This is a genomic window from Microbacterium sp. G2-16M (genome assembly GCF_055809115.1).
Genome location: NZ_CM147897.1, coordinates 2,711,058 through 2,728,479, shown reverse-complemented (window position 1 = coordinate 2,728,479; position 17,422 = coordinate 2,711,058). Strand labels below are relative to the sequence as shown.

Below are 17,422 nucleotides of genomic sequence, written 5' to 3'. Positions count from 1 at the left end.
GCTTCTGCTGTCGACGACAGCTGTCGACGGGAGGCGCGGACGCGGGCGTCCGCGCGGGACGGAGTGATCACGTGACGGCGCCGCACTACAGCGACCTCTGGCAGGCCATCGCACGGGCAGACCCCGAGCGCCCCGCGGTGATCACCCGGGACGAGACGGTCGGCTACGGCCGGCTCGCCGCCGAGGCGGGGGCACTGGCCCGCCACCTCAGCGAGCGCGGGGTGGGCTTCGGCGACGCCGCCGCCCTGCTGCTGTACAACCGTGCGGAGTACCTCGCGTTCTTCTGGGCGTGCCTGGCCATCGGGGCGGCGCCGGTCGCCATCAACTACCGGTACCGTGCCGGCGAGGTCCGCGAGCTGCTGGACGACTCGGGGGCGCGGGTGCTGCTGACCTGCACCTCGCTGGGCGAGGTGGCCGCCGAGGCCGCGGGGCAGGATGTCGCGGTGATCGCGATCGACGACGGCGGCCCGGCGGTGCCCGGCGCGCTGTCGTACGCCGAGGTGATCGCCGGTGGCGGCGTGCTGCCGCCGGCGGCCCCGCGCGGCGCCGAGCTGCGGCTGTACACCGGCGGCACGACCGGTCGCCCGCGCGCGGTGGTGTGGGACATGGACACGCTGCTGGTCGCCCGCCGCCAGTCGACGTGGGGGATCCTCGGGATCACCCCGCCGGACGACCTGGACGCGGCGGTGCGCATCGCCCTGGACCCGGGGATCGTGCGCCCGGTCACCCTGCCGCTGCCGCCGCTGCTGCACGGCACCGCGCAGTCCACCACCATGGCCACCCTCGCCCTCGGCGGCACGGTCGTGCTGCACGCGGCGGCGCGGATGGACATCGACGAGGCGCTCCGGCTGATGCTGGCCCACCACGTGACCCGGATCATCGTCGCCGGTGACGCCCTCGCCCTGCCCCTGGCCGAGGCCGCGGAGCGGTCCGGCGCGGGGCTCCTGCACGTGCGCACGATCATCAGCTCGGGCATGCGGTTCAGCGACGACGTGAAGCGCCGGCTGCACGCGCTGGGCGAGCTGACCATCATCGACATGGTGGCCTCGAGCGAGGGCGGCCCGTACGCGTTCGGCACGACGCAGGGGGTCGACGATCTTCCCACCCGGCTGGAGATGACCCCGGGCACGGTGCTGCTGGACGAGGAGCTGCGCGAGATCCAGACGGATGCCGGGGCCCTCGGCATCCTCGCGTTCCGCGGAATCCTGCCCACCGGGTATTTCGGCGATCCGGAGAAGACCGCGCTGACGTTCCCGACCATCCGCGGGCACCGCTACGTCATGCCCGGCGACTGGGCGCGCGCGGACGGGCGCGGCGGGATCGAGCTGCTCGGACGCCTCAGCGCCGTGGTGAACACCGGCGGCGAGAAGGTGTTCCCGGGCGAGGTGGAGGAGAGCCTGCTGGCGCACCCGTCGGTGGATGACGCGGTCGTGTTCGGCCTGCCGGATCGGCGGTTCGGCGAGGTCGTCAGCGCGATGGTGTCGCCGGCGCCCGGGGCGGTCATCGACGTGCCGGCGCTGCTCGGATTCCTCGACGGGCGCCTGGCGGGCTACAAGCGGCCGCGGCACGTGTTCGTGCGTCCGTCGCTGGAGCGCACTCCGACCGGCAAGGTGGAGCTGGCCCGGGTCAAGGCCGACGCGGAGAGCGAGCTGGCCGCACAGGCGAGCTGAGCGCGACTCAGCGGCGGGGGCTCAGCGGGCGGGGCTCAGCTCTCGGCGCGCCCGAAGCCGGACGACGCCAGCGCACGCCCGATCGAGGTGGCCGTCAGCCGCACGAGGTGGATGAGGTTCTTCGGGTCGGCGCCCTGCTCATCCAGGGCGAGCGAGACCGCCGCGACCACCGAGCCGTCCGCCCCGCGCACGGGGGCGGCGAAGCCCACGTGCACCTCGTCGACCTGCCGGTCGCTGACCGCGTAGCCGGCCCGCTCGACGTCGACCAGCACCCGGCGCAGGGTCTCGACATCCGTGTACGTGCGCGTGGTGAACGGCTCCAGTCCGCGCTCCAGCACCTCGTCCTGCACCTCGGCCGGGGCGTGGGCGAGCAGCACGAGGCCGATCGCCGTCGCATGCAGCGGGTAGCGGCTGCCCACCAGCGGACGCCGCACCCGCCGGCGCGGGCTCTGGAAGCGCTCGATCGAGACGAGTTCGAGGCCCTCGCGGATGGCGAGGTGACAGGCGTACCCGGTGGTCTCGTAGAGGTCCTGCATGTAGGGCCGGGCCAGGCGCTGCAGGCCGACCGAGCGCGGCGCGAACGACGCGATCTCCCACAGGCGCAGGCCGATGCTGTACCGGCCCTCGGCGTCGCGCTCCAGCGCCCCCCAGTCGGTGAGGCGCGCGACGATGCGATAGCACGTGGCGATCGGCAGCCCGGTGCGGCGGCTGATGTCCGACAGGCTCTGCCGCGACCGGCCGCCCTGGAACGTGCCGATGACGGCGAAGGCGCGATCGATCAGCGAACGCGCCCCGCGCGGGTCGTCGTCCTCCGTGACCTCCGTCGCCTTCGCCGTCACGTCCGCTCAGCCCTCCAGCACGACGCGGAGCTGGTCCAGCGCCCAGTCCAGTTCGGTGGCGCGGACGACCAGCGGCGGGGCGATCCGGATGGTCTGGCCGTGGGTGTCCTTCACGAGCACGCCCCGCGCCAGCAGCCGCTCGGCGATCTCGCGCCCGGTGCCGATCGAGGGGTCGATGTCGACGCCGGCCCACAGCCCGGCCACCCGCACCTCGGTGACGCCGTGGCCGAGGAACGCATCCAGCTTGGTCTTGAGGTGCTCGCCGAGGGCGGCCGCGCGCTGCTGGAACTCGCCCGAGGAGAGCATCTCGACGACCCGCAGGCCGACCGCGGCCGCCAGCGGGTTGCCGCCGAACGTCGAGCCGTGCTCGCCGGGGTGGATCACCCCGAGCACGTCCCGGTCGGCGACGACGGCCGAGACCGGCAGGATGCCGCCGCCCAGCGCCTTGCCCAGCAGATACACGTCCGGCACGACGCCTTCGCGGTCGCAGGCGAACGTGGCGCCCACCCGGCCCAGGCCGGACTGGATCTCGTCGGCGATGAACAGCACGTTGTTCTCGGTGCACAGCTCGCGCACACGCGCCAGGTAGCCCTCCGGCGGGATGATCACCCCGGCCTCGCCCTGGATCGGCTCGACCAGCACCGCGGCGGTGTTCTCGTCGATCGCCGCCGCGATGGCATCGGCATCCCCGTACGGGACCCGCACGAAGCCGGGCGTGAACGGTCCGAACCCGTCGCGGGCGCTCTCGTCGTCGCTGAAGCCGACGATCGTGGTCGTGCGGCCGTGGAAGTTGCCGTCTGCGACGATGATGGTCGCGGCATCCGTCGGCACGCCCTTGACCCGGTACGCCCAGGCGCGCGCGGTCTTGATGCCGGTCTCGACCGCTTCGGCGCCGGTGTTCATCGGCAGCACCAGGTCCTTGCCGCACAGTTCGGCCAGGGCGGTGGCGAACGCGCCGAGCCGGTCGTTGTGGAACGCGCGGCTGGTCAGGGTGAGTCGGCCCAGCTGCTCGGTCGCCGCGGCGACGAGGGCGGGATGCCGGTGCCCGAAGTTCAGCGCCGAGTAGGCCGACAGCAGGTCGAGGTAGCGCTTGCCCTCGACATCCGTCACCCACGAGCCCTCGCCCGTGGCCACGACCACCGGCAGCGGATGGTAGTTGTGGGCGAGGTGGTCGTCCTCGGTGCGGATGATCCGGACCGCCTTGGTGTCCAGGTTGGTCGCCGTGCTCATCGTGCACCCCCGCGCAGCTCGAGGGTGCAGCACTTGATGCCGCCGCCGCCCAGCAGCAGCTCGGACAGGTCGACGTGCACCGGCTCGTAGCCGCGCTCGCGCAGCAGGGCGTCGAACCCGGTGGCACGCGGCGAGATGAACACGTGCTTCCCGTCGCTGGAGGCGTTGATGCCGAACACGGCGCCGTCGGCCTCGGGCACGCGGATCGCATCCGGGTAGCGCTGCTCAAGGATCGCCCGGCTGGCGTCGTCGAAGGCGCTCGGCAGGTAGGCGATGTTGGCCCTGTCCACCCCGCCCGGACCCTGCACCGGATCCAGCACGCAGATCGCCGTGTCGAGGTGGTAGAAGTTCGGGTTCACGAGCTTGAGCGAGACGACCTCCCGGTCGAACACGCGGGCGATCTCGGCGTGGCTGGCGATGTCGGAGCGGAAGCCGTGGCCGGCCAGGATCACATCCCCGACCAGCAGGATGTCGCCCTCGCCCTCCTGGATCGCGACCGGCTCGACGACCTCGAAGCCGTTTCGGGCGAACCAGTCCATGAACGGACGCTCCTCGCCGCTGCGCTCCCCCACGCTGAAGCGGACGCCCAGCGCGGTGCCGTCGATGATGAACCCGCCGTTGGCGGTGTAGACCATGTCGGGCAGGCCCTCGATCGGGTCGATCAGCTCGACGTCGTGGCCCAGGGCGAGGTACGTGTCGTAGAGCGTCTGCCACTGACGCACGGCCTTGGGCGTGTCGGTCGGGTCGGCCTTGTGCATCCACGGGTTGATCTCGTACGCCACGGTGAAGTACTCGGGCTTGCACATCAGATAGCGCCGATGCTGCGCGATCCGCTCGGATGCCGGGGCCGAGGCGTGCTCGGGCGCGGCGGTGTTCTGCAGGGACATATCGCTCCTCACTGAGTGTGGTGGCGGACGCCGTCCTGTGGCCCGGCGGCACTTCGACCCACACTGTCGGGTGAGGAAGAGGCGACACGAGCACGCCGCATCCATTCTCTCACCGCCGGGTGCTGTCCTCGGTCAGTCGGCTCTCAGCGGGTCGAGGCGCCTCACAGCTCGTTGAGCGACGTGCTGCCCCAAAGCCTGTTGAGCGACGAGCGCAGCGAGGAGACGAAACGCGGTCAGCCGGGCCCAGTCAGACCGCCCCACAGCCCGTTGAGCGACGAGCGCAGCGAGGAGACGAAACGCGGTCAGCCGGGCCGGTCAGACCGCCGCACAGCCCGTTGAGCGACGAGCGCAGCGAGGAGACGAAACGCGGTCAGGCGGGCCAGTCAGTCCGCCCCTTTGTTCGCATCTCGGTCACGCCTGAAGGCAAGGACGAGGGGATGCTGATACCGACCGATCTTACGGGATAATCATGAATTGACCATTGACATGGCGAAGCTTCGTTCGATACACTGAAGATAGTTCACCCGAGGAACAGACCGGAGGTTTCGCTGATGTCATCATCGTCTGCGGGCCGGTCTGCGGTGCTGTCGGAGTTGGATCAGCTGGTCGAGGACCTGACCGGGTCGCGGGCTCTGGCGGCGCGGGCGTTCGCGGCGGAGATGTTCTTCTTCGAACGGGTCGCCGGGGTGGTCCAGGAGCGGGAACGGGAACGCGCCATCCGGGACGGCGACGGGGCGGTCACCGCCTCGTCGCAGTTGGGCATGCGGGAGGTGTATGCCGAGGTCGCGGCCGCGTTGCGGCTCAGTGAGTGGCAGGTGGCGCGGAAGGTGTCGCAGGCGTGGAGCCTGACCCACCGGTTCTACGAGACGTTGTGCGAGGCCAGCGACGGCCGGATCTGGCCGGAGCACGCGACGCTGATCGCGGAGACCGGTGCGGTGATCGAAGACGATCAGGTGCGCCGTCAGTACGAGGCGGTCGCTTTGGATATGGCGGGGGAGATGACCCCGGCCCAGCTGCGACCCGCGCTGTCCGGGCTGGTGTCCCGGCTGGATCCGGAAGGCACCCAGCAGCGGGTCCGGGACGCCGTGAAACGGCGGAAAGTGACGGTGCGGGAGTTGGAGCCGGGGCTTGCCCGGATCACCGCGGACCTGCCCACCGTGCAGGCCGTGGGCGCATACAACCGGGTCCAGCAGATGGCCACCGACCTGTACGAACAGAACCAAACCGACCAAGCCGCAGCCGAAGCCGAAGCGGCCGCGAAGGCCGCGAGTGCGGGGGATGCCGCGGCGACCGGTAGCGCTGATCACGACGCCGCAACCGGCGCTCCGGCGGATGCCGACGCCGATCCGGACGCTGCGGGGCTGGTGGTTGATGAGCGGACCCGGTCGCAGATCATGGCGGACGTGTTCTGTGACCTGCTGCTGACCAACGTCCCGGACGGGCACGGCACCACCGAGCAGGCCAGAGAGAACCTCGGGGCGATCACCGGGACGGTGCAGGTCACGATCCCGGCCAGCACCCTGACCGGGCAGACCACCGGCGGGGCGACCGTGACCGGGTTCGGGGCGATCGATGACCAGACCGCCCGGGACCTGGCCGGGGCGGCCCGGGTCTGGACCCGGGTGTTCACCGACCCGTGCACCGGGGTCCCGACCAGTGTGGACCGGTACCGGCCCACCAACAGACAGCGGCTGTTGTTGCAGGTGCGGGATGAGCACTGCCGGTTCCCCGGCTGCCGCCGCCCCGCCCACAAATGCGACATCGACCACACTGTCGCGTACGCCGAGGGCGGGCAGACGTGCCTGTGCAACCTGGCACACCTGTGCAAACGCCACCACACCCTGAAGCACGAGACCGACTGGGTCGTCATCCAGCTGCCCGGCGGGATCCTGGAATGGACCGCCCCCACCGGCCGCATCCACCACACCCGACCACCCGGCACCGTCAGATTCCAACCCATCACTGCGAACGCCCTCGCCCGCGACCCCGCACCCTTCTGACGCGGAAGCGCCGGCGCGTGGCGCGCGGCCGGTCAGAGCAGTGGGTCTGCACTCACACGTGCAGGCAGAGTCACCGGCGCCGCACCCGCAGCGTCGCGATCTCGAACGGACGCAGCGGCAGCTGCACCGTGCCGTCCACCACCGGCAACGACTCCCCCGGCCGCTCCAGCAGATCGGCGTGTACGACGTCTCCGGCCGGCAGGGTGAGGGATGCCGTGGCCCGCCCGCCGCGCGCCTCGTACACCCGCACCACCAGATCGCCCGAGCGATCGTCGGCAAGCTTCACCGCGCTCAGCGCGGCACCCGTCACGCGCACGAGGGGTGCGACCTCGGGCCCCGTCGCCGGGAGGAGCGGCGCCGCGAAGCGGGATGCGGCGGCTGCGGCATCCGTCTCATCCGCGCCGATCACGAACCCGTACCGCATGCGCTGCACGCCCTGATCGGTATGCGGATCGGGATACCGGGGCGCGCGCAGCATCGAGAACCGCGCGACCTGGACGATCCGGCCGTCGTGCTCGACCCGGGTCGCGTCGAACCCGTAGCTGCTGTCATTCAGGAACGCGATTCCGAACCCGGGCTCGCCCAGCACGAACCAGCGCTGCGTGTGCTGCTCGAACCGGGCGGCATCCCACGACGTGTTCGTGTGCGTCGGCCGCGCGTGGTGGCCGAACTGCGTCTCGACGATCACCTGGTCGCCGAATACGTCGAGCGGGAACGCGAGCTTGAGGAACTTCTCGGTCTCGCGCCAGTCGACCTCGTTGTCGATGTGAAGGGTGCGGCCGTCGTCCGACAGGGTCAGCCGCTGCGTGATGGCGGATGCGCCGAACGTCGCCCGCACGACGATCGCGTCGCCATCCCGCTCGGCACGGCCGCCGGTGACATCGACGGCCGAGCCGCGATAGTGCGCGTCGACGTCCCACGCATCCCACGCATTCGGGAAGTCCTGATGCAGCTGCAGCACATTGCCGGAAAGCCCCGCAGGGATCGCGTCTCGCCCGGTCGCGCGCTGAATCGCAGAGGTGATGCGGCCGGCGGCATCGACCGCGACACGGACGTGCGCACTCTCCAGCACGAAGCCGTCGTCGGATGCCGCGACCCGGCCGACCGCGGCATCCGTGCCGACGCCGACCCCACCGGCCGGCACGCCGCGCTGCGCGACGACGGCGGGGTTGATGAGCATTCCCCCCTCGCCATGGCGCACCCCGAGCGCCCGCAGCGCCTCGTCGACGATCCCCTGCAGCGTCCGCTCGATCCGCGCGTACCGCTCGCGCGCCTCGCGGTGCACCCACGCGATCGACGATCCGGGGAGGATGTCGTGGAACTGCAGCAGGAGCACCTCGCGCCACGCCCCGTCGAGCGCCTCGTACGGATACCGATGCCCGGCCCGCACCGCCGCGGTCGCCGCCCACAGCTCGGCCTGACGCAGCAGCTCCTCGCTCGTGCGATTGCCCTGCTTCATCGCGTGCTGGCTGGTGTAGGTGCCCCGGTGCAGCTCGAGGTACAGCTCGCCGCGCCACACCGGCGGATCGGGCAGCTCGGCCTTGGCCTGTGCGAAGAAGTCGTCCGGCGTCTGCCAGGCCACACGGGCGCTGCCCTCGAGGTCGCCCAGCCGCGCCGCGCGGGCGATCATCTCGCGGGTCGTCCCGCCGCCCCCGTCGCCGTGACCGGTGGGGGCCAGCGAAGAGGACGCCACCGCCTTCTCGGCGAACTGCCGCGTCGCGCGGGCGAGCTCTGCTCCCGACAGCTCGGCCTCGTAGGTGTCCATCGGCGGGAAGTGCGTGAAGATCCGGGTGCCGTCGACGCCCTCCCAGGCGAAGGTGTGGTGCGGGAAGCGGTTGGTCTGATTCCACGACATCTTCTGGGTGAGGAACCACTCGAACCCGGCTCCGGCCAGGATCTGCGGCAGCGCTCCGGAATAGCCGAAGCTGTCCGGCAGCCATGCGCCGCGGGACTCGACTCCGAACTCCTCGCGGAAGAACCGCTGTCCGTAGGCGATCTGTCGGATGAGCGACTCGCCGCCCGGCAGGACGGCATCCGTCTCCACCCACATCCCGCCCACCGGGATGAAACGTCCGTCGGCCACGGCCTGCCGGACGCGGGCGAACACCTCGGGTCGCTCGTCGCGCAGCCACGCGTACTGCTGCGCGCTCGACATCGCGTAGACGAACTCGGGATGCTCATCCAGCAGCCGGGTCATGGATGCCGCGGTCCGGGCGACCTTGCGCACGGTCTCGCGCAGCGGCCAGAGCCAGGCCGAGTCGATGTGCGCATGACCGATCGCCGCGATCCGCTGGGCGCTGGCCTCGGCCGGCGCGGCGAGCACGTCGGCGAGGGCGGCGCGCGCGGATGCGGCGGTCCCGGCGACCTGCTGCAGGTCGATCAGGTCCAGCGCCCGGTCGAGTGCGTGCAGGATCCGGGCGCGGCGGGTCGAGGCATCCGGCAGCTCGACGGCCAGCTGCAGCAGCACCTCGACATCGTGCACGAGCTCGAACACCTCGGGCTCGAACACGCACAGGTCCGCCCGCCTCAGCCGATACAGCGGCGCTTCACCCGCGGTCTCCCATTCGCCGACACCTGTGGGCCGGAACGGCGCGGCCAGGTCGAGCATGACCGGGTTGGACGCGGCCTCGATGAAGAACTCGACGGTCGCTTCGACGACGGTGTCCCCCGTCTCGATCGGCACCCACTGCGCGCGGGGATGCAGGGCGCGGATCGGGGTGCCGTCGGCGCGGTAGACCAGCCCCTCGGCCTGGAACCCCGGGACGGCGCTGTTGAAGCCGAGGTCGATGACCGCCTCGACCCGCTTCCCGGCGAAGGATGCCGGCACCCGCCCGCTCACCCGGAACCACGTCGTGTCCCACGCCCGCCCCCAGGCCGCGCCGATCGCCGTCGGCCCGAAGGGCCCGCTCAGTCCCTCGGCGACCGGGATCGGCTCGCCGCGGACGACGTGCGCCGCCAGCTCGAGCGGATGCGGATCGGAATGGATCGCCGGCCGCAGCCGCTCCTCGAGCACCCGGCGCGCCCGTCCGATCGTCAGGGTCTGGTGGTCGTGCATGCGTGCTCCTTCAGGTGGGCCGCGAGGTACGTCCCGGTGATGCTGCCGGGCGCTGTCACGAGGTCGTCGACGGTGCCGGCGAACACGACCCGCCCGCCGTCGACTCCGCCGCCCGGGCCCAGGTCGATCACCCCGTCGGCGTTCGCGATCAGGTCGAGGTCGTGCTCGATGACGATCACCGTCGCACCGTGCTCGACCAGGCGCTGCAGCACGCCGATCAGCACGCGCACGTCGAGCGGATGCAGGCCGACCGTGGGCTCGTCCAGCACGAACACGGCGCCGTCCTGCCGGCGCCGCAACTGACCGGAGAGCTTCAGGCGCTGCGCCTCGCCACCAGACAGCCCCGGGGTCGCCTCGCCCAGCGTGAGGTAGCCGAGCCCGAGGTCGACCAGCGTCTGCAGGTGCGGCCGCACCTGCGGCATGGCGCCGATCGCGTCCAGCGCGCCGGCGACGGTCAGCGCGAGCACGTCGGGCAGGCTCATCCCGTTCTCCAGCCGCGCCGCGTCGGCCTCGGGCGCGTATCGCGAGCCCCGGCACACCGGGCAGGTGATGTCGATGTCGGGCAGGAACTGCACGTCCAGCGACACCTCCCCGGTGCCGTCGCAGCGCGGGCAGCGCAGACTCCCGGTGTTGTACGAGAAGTCGCCGAGACCCCATCCCCGGCTGCGTGCCGCTTCGGTCTCGGCGAACGCGCGGCGCAGCCGGTCCATCACGCCCGAGTACGTGGCCACGGTCGAGCGCACGTTGATGCCGATGGGTGCGGCGTCCACCACGTACACCTGCGTCAACGGCGCACCGGTGGTCTCGAGCGCGGTGACGGGGTGCGGCATCCGGCCGCCGTCGATCCGTGCCCGCAGCGCGGGGATCAGCGCCTCCAGGACGAGGGTGGTCTTGCCCGAGCCCGACACGCCGGTCACGGCCATCAGGCGTCCACGCGGGATGTCGACATCCAGCGCGTGCACGGTGTGCAGCGGGGCCGTCGCCAGGTGGATGCGCCCGTGCGCGAACAACTCGTCCGCACGCGCGCGGTCGCGGACGAGCACCGCCGTGCCGCCGGACAGGAACGGTCCGAGCCGCGACGCCACAGACGCCGCGAGCTCGTCTGCGGTGCCGGCGGCGATCACCCGCCCGCCGTCGGCTCCCGAGGCGGGGCCGATCTCGATCAGGTGCGACGCCTGGCCGAGCACCTGCACGTCGTGGTCGACGAACACGACCGAGTTGCCGTCGGCCAGCAGGTCGCGCATGACGCCGACGAGCCCCGCGACGTTCGCCGGGTGCAGCCCGATCGACGGCTCGTCGAGCACGTACAGCACACCCGTCGTGCGGTTGCGCACGGCCCGGGCCAACTGCACGCGCTGCCGTTCGCCGGTCGACAGCGTGGCGCTCGCCCGGTCGAGGGTGAGGTACCCGAGCCCGAGCTCCCGCAGCCGCCGCGCCATGCCGGCGAGCGCGTCCACCAGCGCGGATGCCATGGCGCGCATCTCGTCCGGCAGCGCGGCGGGCACGCCCGCGGCCCACTCCACGATCTGCTCGAGCGTGTAGGCGGTGGCTTCGGCGAGGTTCACCTCACCGATGCGAGGCGCCCGTGCCGCAGGCGACAGCCGCGTTCCCCCGCAGTCGGGGCAGACCGTCTCGGTGAGGAACCGTGCGACCCGCTGGTAGCGCTTCTCGTCGGTGGCGCGCTCGAGCTCCTTCGTGACCGTGAGGCGCGCGTTTCGGAAGGTGAAGTCGAGGTCGTGCAGGCCCCTGCGGCTGGTGACGACGATGTGCTTCTTCTCTTCGGGCCCGGCCAGCACGACCTGCTTCTCACGGTCCGTGAGGTCCCGGTACGGGATGTCGGTGCGCACCCCGAACTCGCGCACGATGTCGGGCTGCACGTTGAACCCGAACATGTTCCACGGCGCGACCGCGCCCTCATCGATCGTCTTGCCGGTGTCGGGAATCAGCGCGTCGTCGTCGACGCCGCGGACGATGCCGGTGCCGGAACAGGTTGGGCAGGCGCCTTCCGAGTTGAACGCGAGCGCTTCGGCCCCGGGCGGATGCACCTCCTCGCCACAGACCGGGCAGAACATCGGGGTCTCGGCGGCCACGTCGATCGTCGGCGGCACGCGGTGGCCGTTGGGGCACACATGCGAAGAGAGCCGTGAGAACATCAGCCGCAGCACGTTCAGCAGCTCGCTGGAGGTGCCGAACGTCGAGCGCACCCCCGGCACGCCGGGTCGTTGGCGCAGGGCGAGCGCGGCGGGCACGTGTTCGACGCTGTCGACGTCGGCACGGGATGCCTGCGCCATCCGGCGCCTGGTGTACGTCGACAGCGCCTCCAGATACCGACGCGACCCCTCGGCGTAGAGCACGCCCATCGCCAGCGACGACTTGCCCGATCCGGACACGCCCGCGATGCCCACCAGCCGTTGCAGCGGCACGTCGACGTCGACGCTCTTCAGGTTGTGCACGCGGGCTCCGCGCACCCGGATCCGATCGGGCGCGGAGGTGGGCTCGGTCTGTGTCATCCCGCCATTGTCCCGCGCCATCTCCCACGTCGTCCGGGCGCTCACAGGAGCGCTCGCTCGAACTCGAAGACGTCGGCGCCGGTGCCCTGTCGAACACCGAGCTTCGGTCCGCGGAGGACTACCACGGTCATATCGCCGCCACCGTCGACACTGACCGTCATCACCGTCGCGCCGCTCTCGCCCGGCTCGCTGTCGCCTCCGCCTCCGCCTCCCAGCTGCCATGTGCAGTCGGCCGAGTACGGCTCCCCATAAGGAGGTCCCATACCGTCTTCCACCCCACGGGGAAGTCCCGTGACATGACACGTCCCGTCCTCGGCGAGGTCGAGCGCGGCGTTCGTCTCGAAGTTCGTCCACGTGCCGAGCAGCTGCGTCCTGTCTGGCAGAACGAGCTGCGCGCATGCGCTCATCGCCATCGACAGCAAGACGAGGCTCCCCGCGCTGATGGCGAGTCGCTTACCGCTCGCGCCCAGCCCCATGCTCATGGCCGAACCTTACAACCCGCCCCGCGCGAGCTTCACGGGGGTCAGATCACATTCTCGGACCAATCGTCGGGGTTGCCGAAGCGGTGCGCGGTGATGGCGATCGCCTGCTCGTGCAGGAACGGCAGCAGCTCGAGCCTGCCCGCGGTGGTCACCTCGTTGTCGTACACGGCCAGGTCCGGGTCGCCGTCCACGGCCGCGGCGAGCGCTCGGTGCAGCGCGGACACGCTCTGCGGCCGGCCGATCAGCCGCACCCGCGGCGGTCGAGCGCCCGCGGCGCCGACCCGCTGCATCCACTGCGCGTCGCTCTCGACGAACACCGGCACCTCCTGCGCGGACAGCACTCGTCGCACCTCGGCGGGCAGCCCGGTCGACAGCGACAGCGTGAACGCCGACCCGGCCCGCACGCCGGCCAAGGCCACGCGCAGCACTTCCTGCAGCTCGGCGTCGGCGGTGGCGCGCACCGCGACCGGCAGCGGCCGATAGCGGAACAGGTTGCGCTCGACGCCCAGATGCGAGACATCCTTCACCTGGCCGAACTCGCGGTCCCACCCGATCGCGTCCGACAGCGCCGCCCGGCGCAGCCATTCGAAGGCGGGGTAGTCCAGCGACGGCTGCGCGGCCTCGATCACGTCCGTGATGCGCGAGTCGAGCCCGCGCAGGTGCAGGGTGGTGGAGGCCGCCGCTCCGTGCGAGGCGCGCCACGACCCGAGGCCGATGAGATAGTTCGGGCCGCCGGCCTTCGTGCCGGCCCCGACCGACGAGCGCTTCCACCCGCCGAACGGCTGACGCTGCACGATCGCGCCGGTGATGCCGCGGTTCACGTACAGGTTGCCCGCCTCCACGCGGTCCAGCCAGGTGGCCAGATCGTCCGGGTTCTGCGTGTACAGCCCGGCGGTCAGACCGTACGCGACGGCGTTCTGCAGCTCGATGGCCTCGGCCAGCGACGACGCGTGCATCACGCCCATCACCGGGCCGAAGAACTCCTCGCGGTGGAAGCGCGAACCGGGTTCCACGCCCACGCGCACTCCGGGAGTCCAGAACCGACCCGCCGTCTCGGGACCGAAGTCGAGTGAGCGCGGCTCGATGAGCCAGCTCTCCCCCTCGGCGAGGGTGGTCAGGGCCCACTCGAGCTTGCCCTGCGGCTTCTCGATCACCGGGCCGACCTCGGCCATCGGGTCGGAAGGCGGACCGACGCGCAGCGAGGTCACCGAGTCCATGAGCTGACGGCGGAACCGCTCCGACTTGGCCACGGCGCCCACGAGGATCACCAGTGAGGCGGCCGAGCACTTCTGGCCGGCATGTCCGAACGCACTCTTGACGAGATCGGATGCCGCCAGGTCGAGGTCGGCGGAGGGCATCACGATCATCGCGTTCTTGCCGCTGGTCTCGGCCAGCAGCGGCAGCTCGGGCCGCCACGAGCGGAACAGCGCCGCCGTGTCCCACGCCCCGGTGAGGATGATGCGGTCGACATCCGCGTGCGTGATCAGCTGCCGGCCGAGCCCGCCTTCGTCGATGTCGACCAGCGCGAGCAGCTCCCGCGGCACCCCGGCCTCCCACAGGGCCTCGCTGATGACGGCCGCGCAGCGGCGTGCCTGCGGGGCGGGCTTGAACACGACCCCGGACCCGGCGGCCAGAGCGGCCAGCACACCGCCGGTGGGAATGGCGATCGGGAAGTTCCACGGCGGCGTGACCACCGTCACCTCGGACGGCACGAACACGGCCCCGGCGATGCTGTCCAGCTCGCGCGCGCAGGCGCCGTAGTACTTCGCGAAGTCGACGGCCTCGCTGACCTCGACATCCCCCTCGCTGAAGACCTTCCCGGTCTCGGACGCCGCGACCTCGATGAGCTCGCCGCGGCGCGCCTCCAGGCTCCGTGCGGCAGCCTGCAGGACGGCCGACCGCTCGGCCGCCGGCGTCGCACCCCAGGCCGCGCCGGCCGCCCGGACCCGCGCGACGATCTCGTCGAGCGCAGCCGGGTCGGTCACGCGCGCCGCCGCCAGCGTCGCATCGCCCGCCGTCGAGGTCTCGATCCGACCGATCACCTCGTCAGCCCACTCGCGGTTCGCCGGCAGCGCCGGGTCGGAGTCGGGTGTGTTGCGGAACCCGGGTGCGCCCACCGCACGGGTCCCGGATTCGCGCGGCGAGAACACCGCGGTCTCGACGAACCCCTCGCCGCCGAACAGCAGCTCCTCCGCGTCCGGCGAGACGCCCTCGGTGTCGGCGAGCGCCGACACGACCTGATCGGCGGCTGCCGAGCGGGCGATGCCGATCACGGCCTCGGTCAGCCCGTGATCCGGGCCGGACGGAGCATCGCGCCGCCGTCGCGCAGGCTCGCCGTTGGCGGCGACCTCGGCGGTGCGATCCTGCGTCCGGAACGGTCCGGTGTGCAGCGCCGGGTCGGCCGAGCGCTGCACCGACGTGAGGAAGCGCCCCTTCTCCCGGTCGAACAGCGAGAGGTCCTCGTGCAGTTCGAACGCGGCCGAGAGGAAGTTCTCGGTGGAGGCGTTCTCCTCCAGGCGGCGCACCAGATAGCTGATCGCGACATCGAACTCGCTCGGCTTGACCACCGGGACGTACAGCAGCACGGGACCGACCTCGCGCGAGACGGCCTCGACCTGCCCCTGGGCCATGCCCAGCAGCATCTCGAACTCGATGCTGTCGCGCACGCCCCGCTCGCCGGCCAGCAGCCACGCGTAGGCGATGTCGAACAGGTTGTGTCCGGCGATCCCGAGCCGCACCGCGCGGGTGCGTTCGGGGTGCAGCGCCGCGTCCAGGCACCGCAGATAGTTCGCGTCGGTGTCGAGCTTGCGCGAGTACGGGGCTGCCGGCCACCCGTGCATGACGGCGTCGACGTGCTCCATCGCCAGGTTCGCGCCCTTCACCAGGCGCACCTTGATCCGTGCACCGCCGGCGTCGACCCGTCGCTGCGCCCACTCGGTGAGCCGGTCGAGGGCGGGCTGCGCATCCGGCAGATACGCCTGCAGCACGATCCCGGCCTCGAGGCCGCGCAGCGCGGGCTCGTCGAGGATGCGGGTGAACACCTCGACGGTCAGGTCGAGGTCGCGGTACTCCTCCATGTCGAGGTTGACGAAGGTGCCGGTCTGCGCGGCGGTCAGATACAGGGGGGTGAGCCGTTCGACGACGGACGCGACGACCTCGTCGTACGCCCACATCGACAGATGGCTGACGACGGCGGAGACCTTCACCGAGACGTAGTCCACGTCGGCGCGGCGGATGAGCTCGTGCACGCCCTCCAGGCGCCGGTGCGCCTCGGCCTCGCCGAGCACGGCCTCGCCGAGCAGGTTCAGGTTGAGGCGGTGGCCGGTTCCGCGCAGCTTCTCGATCGTCGGGCCCAGCTTGTCGGGTCGCGCGTCGACGATCAGATGCCCGACCATTCCGCGCAGCACCCGCCGCGCGATCGGCACCACCGGATACGGCAGGATCGGGGCGACGGCGCCGCCCACCCGCACGGCCGCGCGCAGATACCAGGGCAGGAACTCCGGCACGAGCGGTGCCACGCGACGGAGGTTGGATGCCGCGGCCGCCAGGGACTCGGGGCGCATCACGCCGTCGACGAACCCGAGCGTGAACGGCAGCCCGTTCTCGTCCTGCAGCACCCCCGCGAGTCTCTGCGCGGCGGGGTCCACCTGCGCCGCCGCCGACTCGTCCACCCATCGCTGCGCCAGAGCCACGGCCTCGTGGGCGAGCTCCGGCGTGTGCGCCTCGTTCATCTGCACTCCCGTCTGGCTCATCCCAGACTGCACCACATCATGCTTCACCCTTTCAGAATGCGGCATCCGACTCATTGTAAATAGTGATGATCTACGATGGATTCACATCGGCTTTCTCGATGACTGAAGGGGTTTCATGTTCGAGCTCCGCCGGCTCCGGATGCTGCACGAGCTCGCCCTGCGGGGCACGCTCGCAGCCGTGGCCGATGCGCTCGCCTACAGCCCGTCGACGATCTCGCAGCAGCTCGGACAGCTGGAGCAGGAAGCCGGCGTCACGCTGTTCGAACCGGACGGCCGCGGCGTGCGGCTGACCGCGCACGGGCGGCTGCTGGCGGCCCACGCGGAACGCGTGCTCGAACTCGACGAGCAGGCACGGGGCGAGTTGGAGCGGCTGCAGCCGGGCGCGGCGCCGGTGCGCGTGGCCGTGATGCAGACGGCGGCGCAGGCGATCCTCGCTCCCGCCCTCTCGATCCTGGCCGACACCGAGCCCGGTCTGCGCGTCGAGGTCGCCGAGGTGCCGCCGGAAGAGGGGCTGTTCGAGCTGTCGGCACGACGGTTCGACCTCGTGATCGCCGAACAGTACCCGGGGTCCGCGCGCGAGCACCGGGCCGACCTCGACCGCGTCGTGATCGGCCGCGACCCGATCCGGCTCGCGCTGCCGCCGCGGGACGACGCCCGGGCGCTCGCCCGGCTTGCCGATCGGGCCTGGGCGATGGAGCCGCGGGGCACCGCCGCGCGGCGATGGGCGGTCGAGCAGTGCCGCGCCGCCGGGTTCGAGCCCGACGTGCGGTTCGAGATCGCCGATCTGACCGCGCAGGTGCGGCTCATCGCCGCCGGGCACGCGGTCGGGATGCTGCCCGACCTGGTCTGGACCGCCGTCGCACCCACCGCGACGCTCGTCGACCTGCCCGGCGCGCCGGCGCGCGAGCTGTTCACCGCCGCACGGCGCTCGACCGCGCAGCGCAGCGGCATCGTCGCGGTGCGCGCCGCCCTGGATGCCGCGTTCGACGCTCGCTGA

The 17,422-nt window shown here is 71.7% G+C and carries 10 protein-coding genes; 3 read left to right on the top strand and 7 right to left on the bottom strand.

The window, feature by feature from the left end:
* The first annotated feature begins 71 nt into the window (after positions 1 to 71).
* Entirely contained in the window at positions 72 to 1,670 is a 1,599-nt protein-coding gene (locus tag AC0L6F_RS12895) for an AMP-binding protein (RefSeq protein ID WP_473538198.1), read from the top strand.
* 35 nt (positions 1,671 to 1,705) lie between these two features.
* Here AC0L6F_RS12895 and AC0L6F_RS12890 read toward each other — a convergent pair whose 3' ends face one another.
* Genes AC0L6F_RS12890 through ddaH form a run of 3 tightly spaced genes read right to left on the bottom strand, consistent with a single transcriptional unit; the run spans position 1,706 to position 4,626 of the window.
* Positions 1,706 to 2,509: an IclR family transcriptional regulator gene (locus tag AC0L6F_RS12890; RefSeq protein ID WP_473538197.1), complete on the bottom strand. Its 804-nt coding sequence runs from the start codon at positions 2,507 to 2,509 to the stop codon at positions 1,706 to 1,708.
* A 6-nt stretch (positions 2,510 to 2,515) separates the two neighbouring features.
* Entirely contained in the window at positions 2,516 to 3,739 is a 1,224-nt protein-coding gene (rocD, locus tag AC0L6F_RS12885) for an ornithine--oxo-acid transaminase (RefSeq protein WP_473538196.1), read from the bottom strand.
* A complete protein-coding gene (gene ddaH / locus AC0L6F_RS12880) occupies positions 3,736 to 4,626 on the bottom strand; it encodes a dimethylargininase (RefSeq protein ID WP_473538195.1) in 891 nt (296 codons plus the stop codon). The genes rocD and ddaH overlap by 4 nt, the downstream gene beginning before the upstream one ends.
* A 551-nt stretch (positions 4,627 to 5,177) precedes the next feature.
* Here ddaH and AC0L6F_RS12875 point away from each other — a divergent pair.
* Complete coding sequence (locus AC0L6F_RS12875; RefSeq protein WP_473538193.1) at positions 5,178 to 6,626, top strand: HNH endonuclease signature motif containing protein; 1,449 nt, start codon at positions 5,178 to 5,180, stop codon at positions 6,624 to 6,626.
* 70 nt (positions 6,627 to 6,696) lie between these two features.
* Here the strand turns inward: AC0L6F_RS12875 and AC0L6F_RS12870 are convergent, their stop codons facing one another.
* The 4 genes from AC0L6F_RS12870 to AC0L6F_RS12855 are packed head-to-tail and all read right to left on the bottom strand — an operon-like array spanning position 6,697 to position 16,425.
* Complete coding sequence (locus AC0L6F_RS12870; protein WP_473538192.1) at positions 6,697 to 9,681, bottom strand: alpha-mannosidase; 2,985 nt, start codon at positions 9,679 to 9,681, stop codon at positions 6,697 to 6,699.
* Positions 9,660 to 12,191 carry an excinuclease ABC subunit UvrA gene (locus AC0L6F_RS12865; RefSeq protein ID WP_473538191.1) on the bottom strand — a complete coding sequence of 844 codons (2,532 nt, stop codon included), beginning with the start codon at positions 12,189 to 12,191 and terminating at the stop codon, positions 9,660 to 9,662. Before AC0L6F_RS12865 ends, AC0L6F_RS12870 begins: the two co-directional genes overlap by 22 nt.
* Before the next feature lie 41 nt (positions 12,192 to 12,232).
* Positions 12,233 to 12,673 carry a hypothetical protein gene (locus tag AC0L6F_RS12860; protein ID WP_473538190.1) on the bottom strand — a complete coding sequence of 147 codons (441 nt, stop codon included), beginning with the start codon at positions 12,671 to 12,673 and terminating at the stop codon, positions 12,233 to 12,235.
* 41 nt (positions 12,674 to 12,714) lie between these two features.
* Positions 12,715 to 16,425, bottom strand: a complete 3,711-nt coding sequence (locus tag AC0L6F_RS12855) for a proline dehydrogenase family protein (RefSeq protein WP_473540003.1) — start codon at positions 16,423 to 16,425, stop codon at positions 12,715 to 12,717.
* Positions 16,426 to 16,540: 115 nt separating this feature from the next.
* Here AC0L6F_RS12855 and AC0L6F_RS12850 point away from each other — a divergent pair, with 115 nt between their 5' ends.
* A complete protein-coding gene (locus AC0L6F_RS12850) occupies positions 16,541 to 17,422 on the top strand; it encodes a LysR family transcriptional regulator (RefSeq protein ID WP_274636967.1) in 882 nt (293 codons plus the stop codon).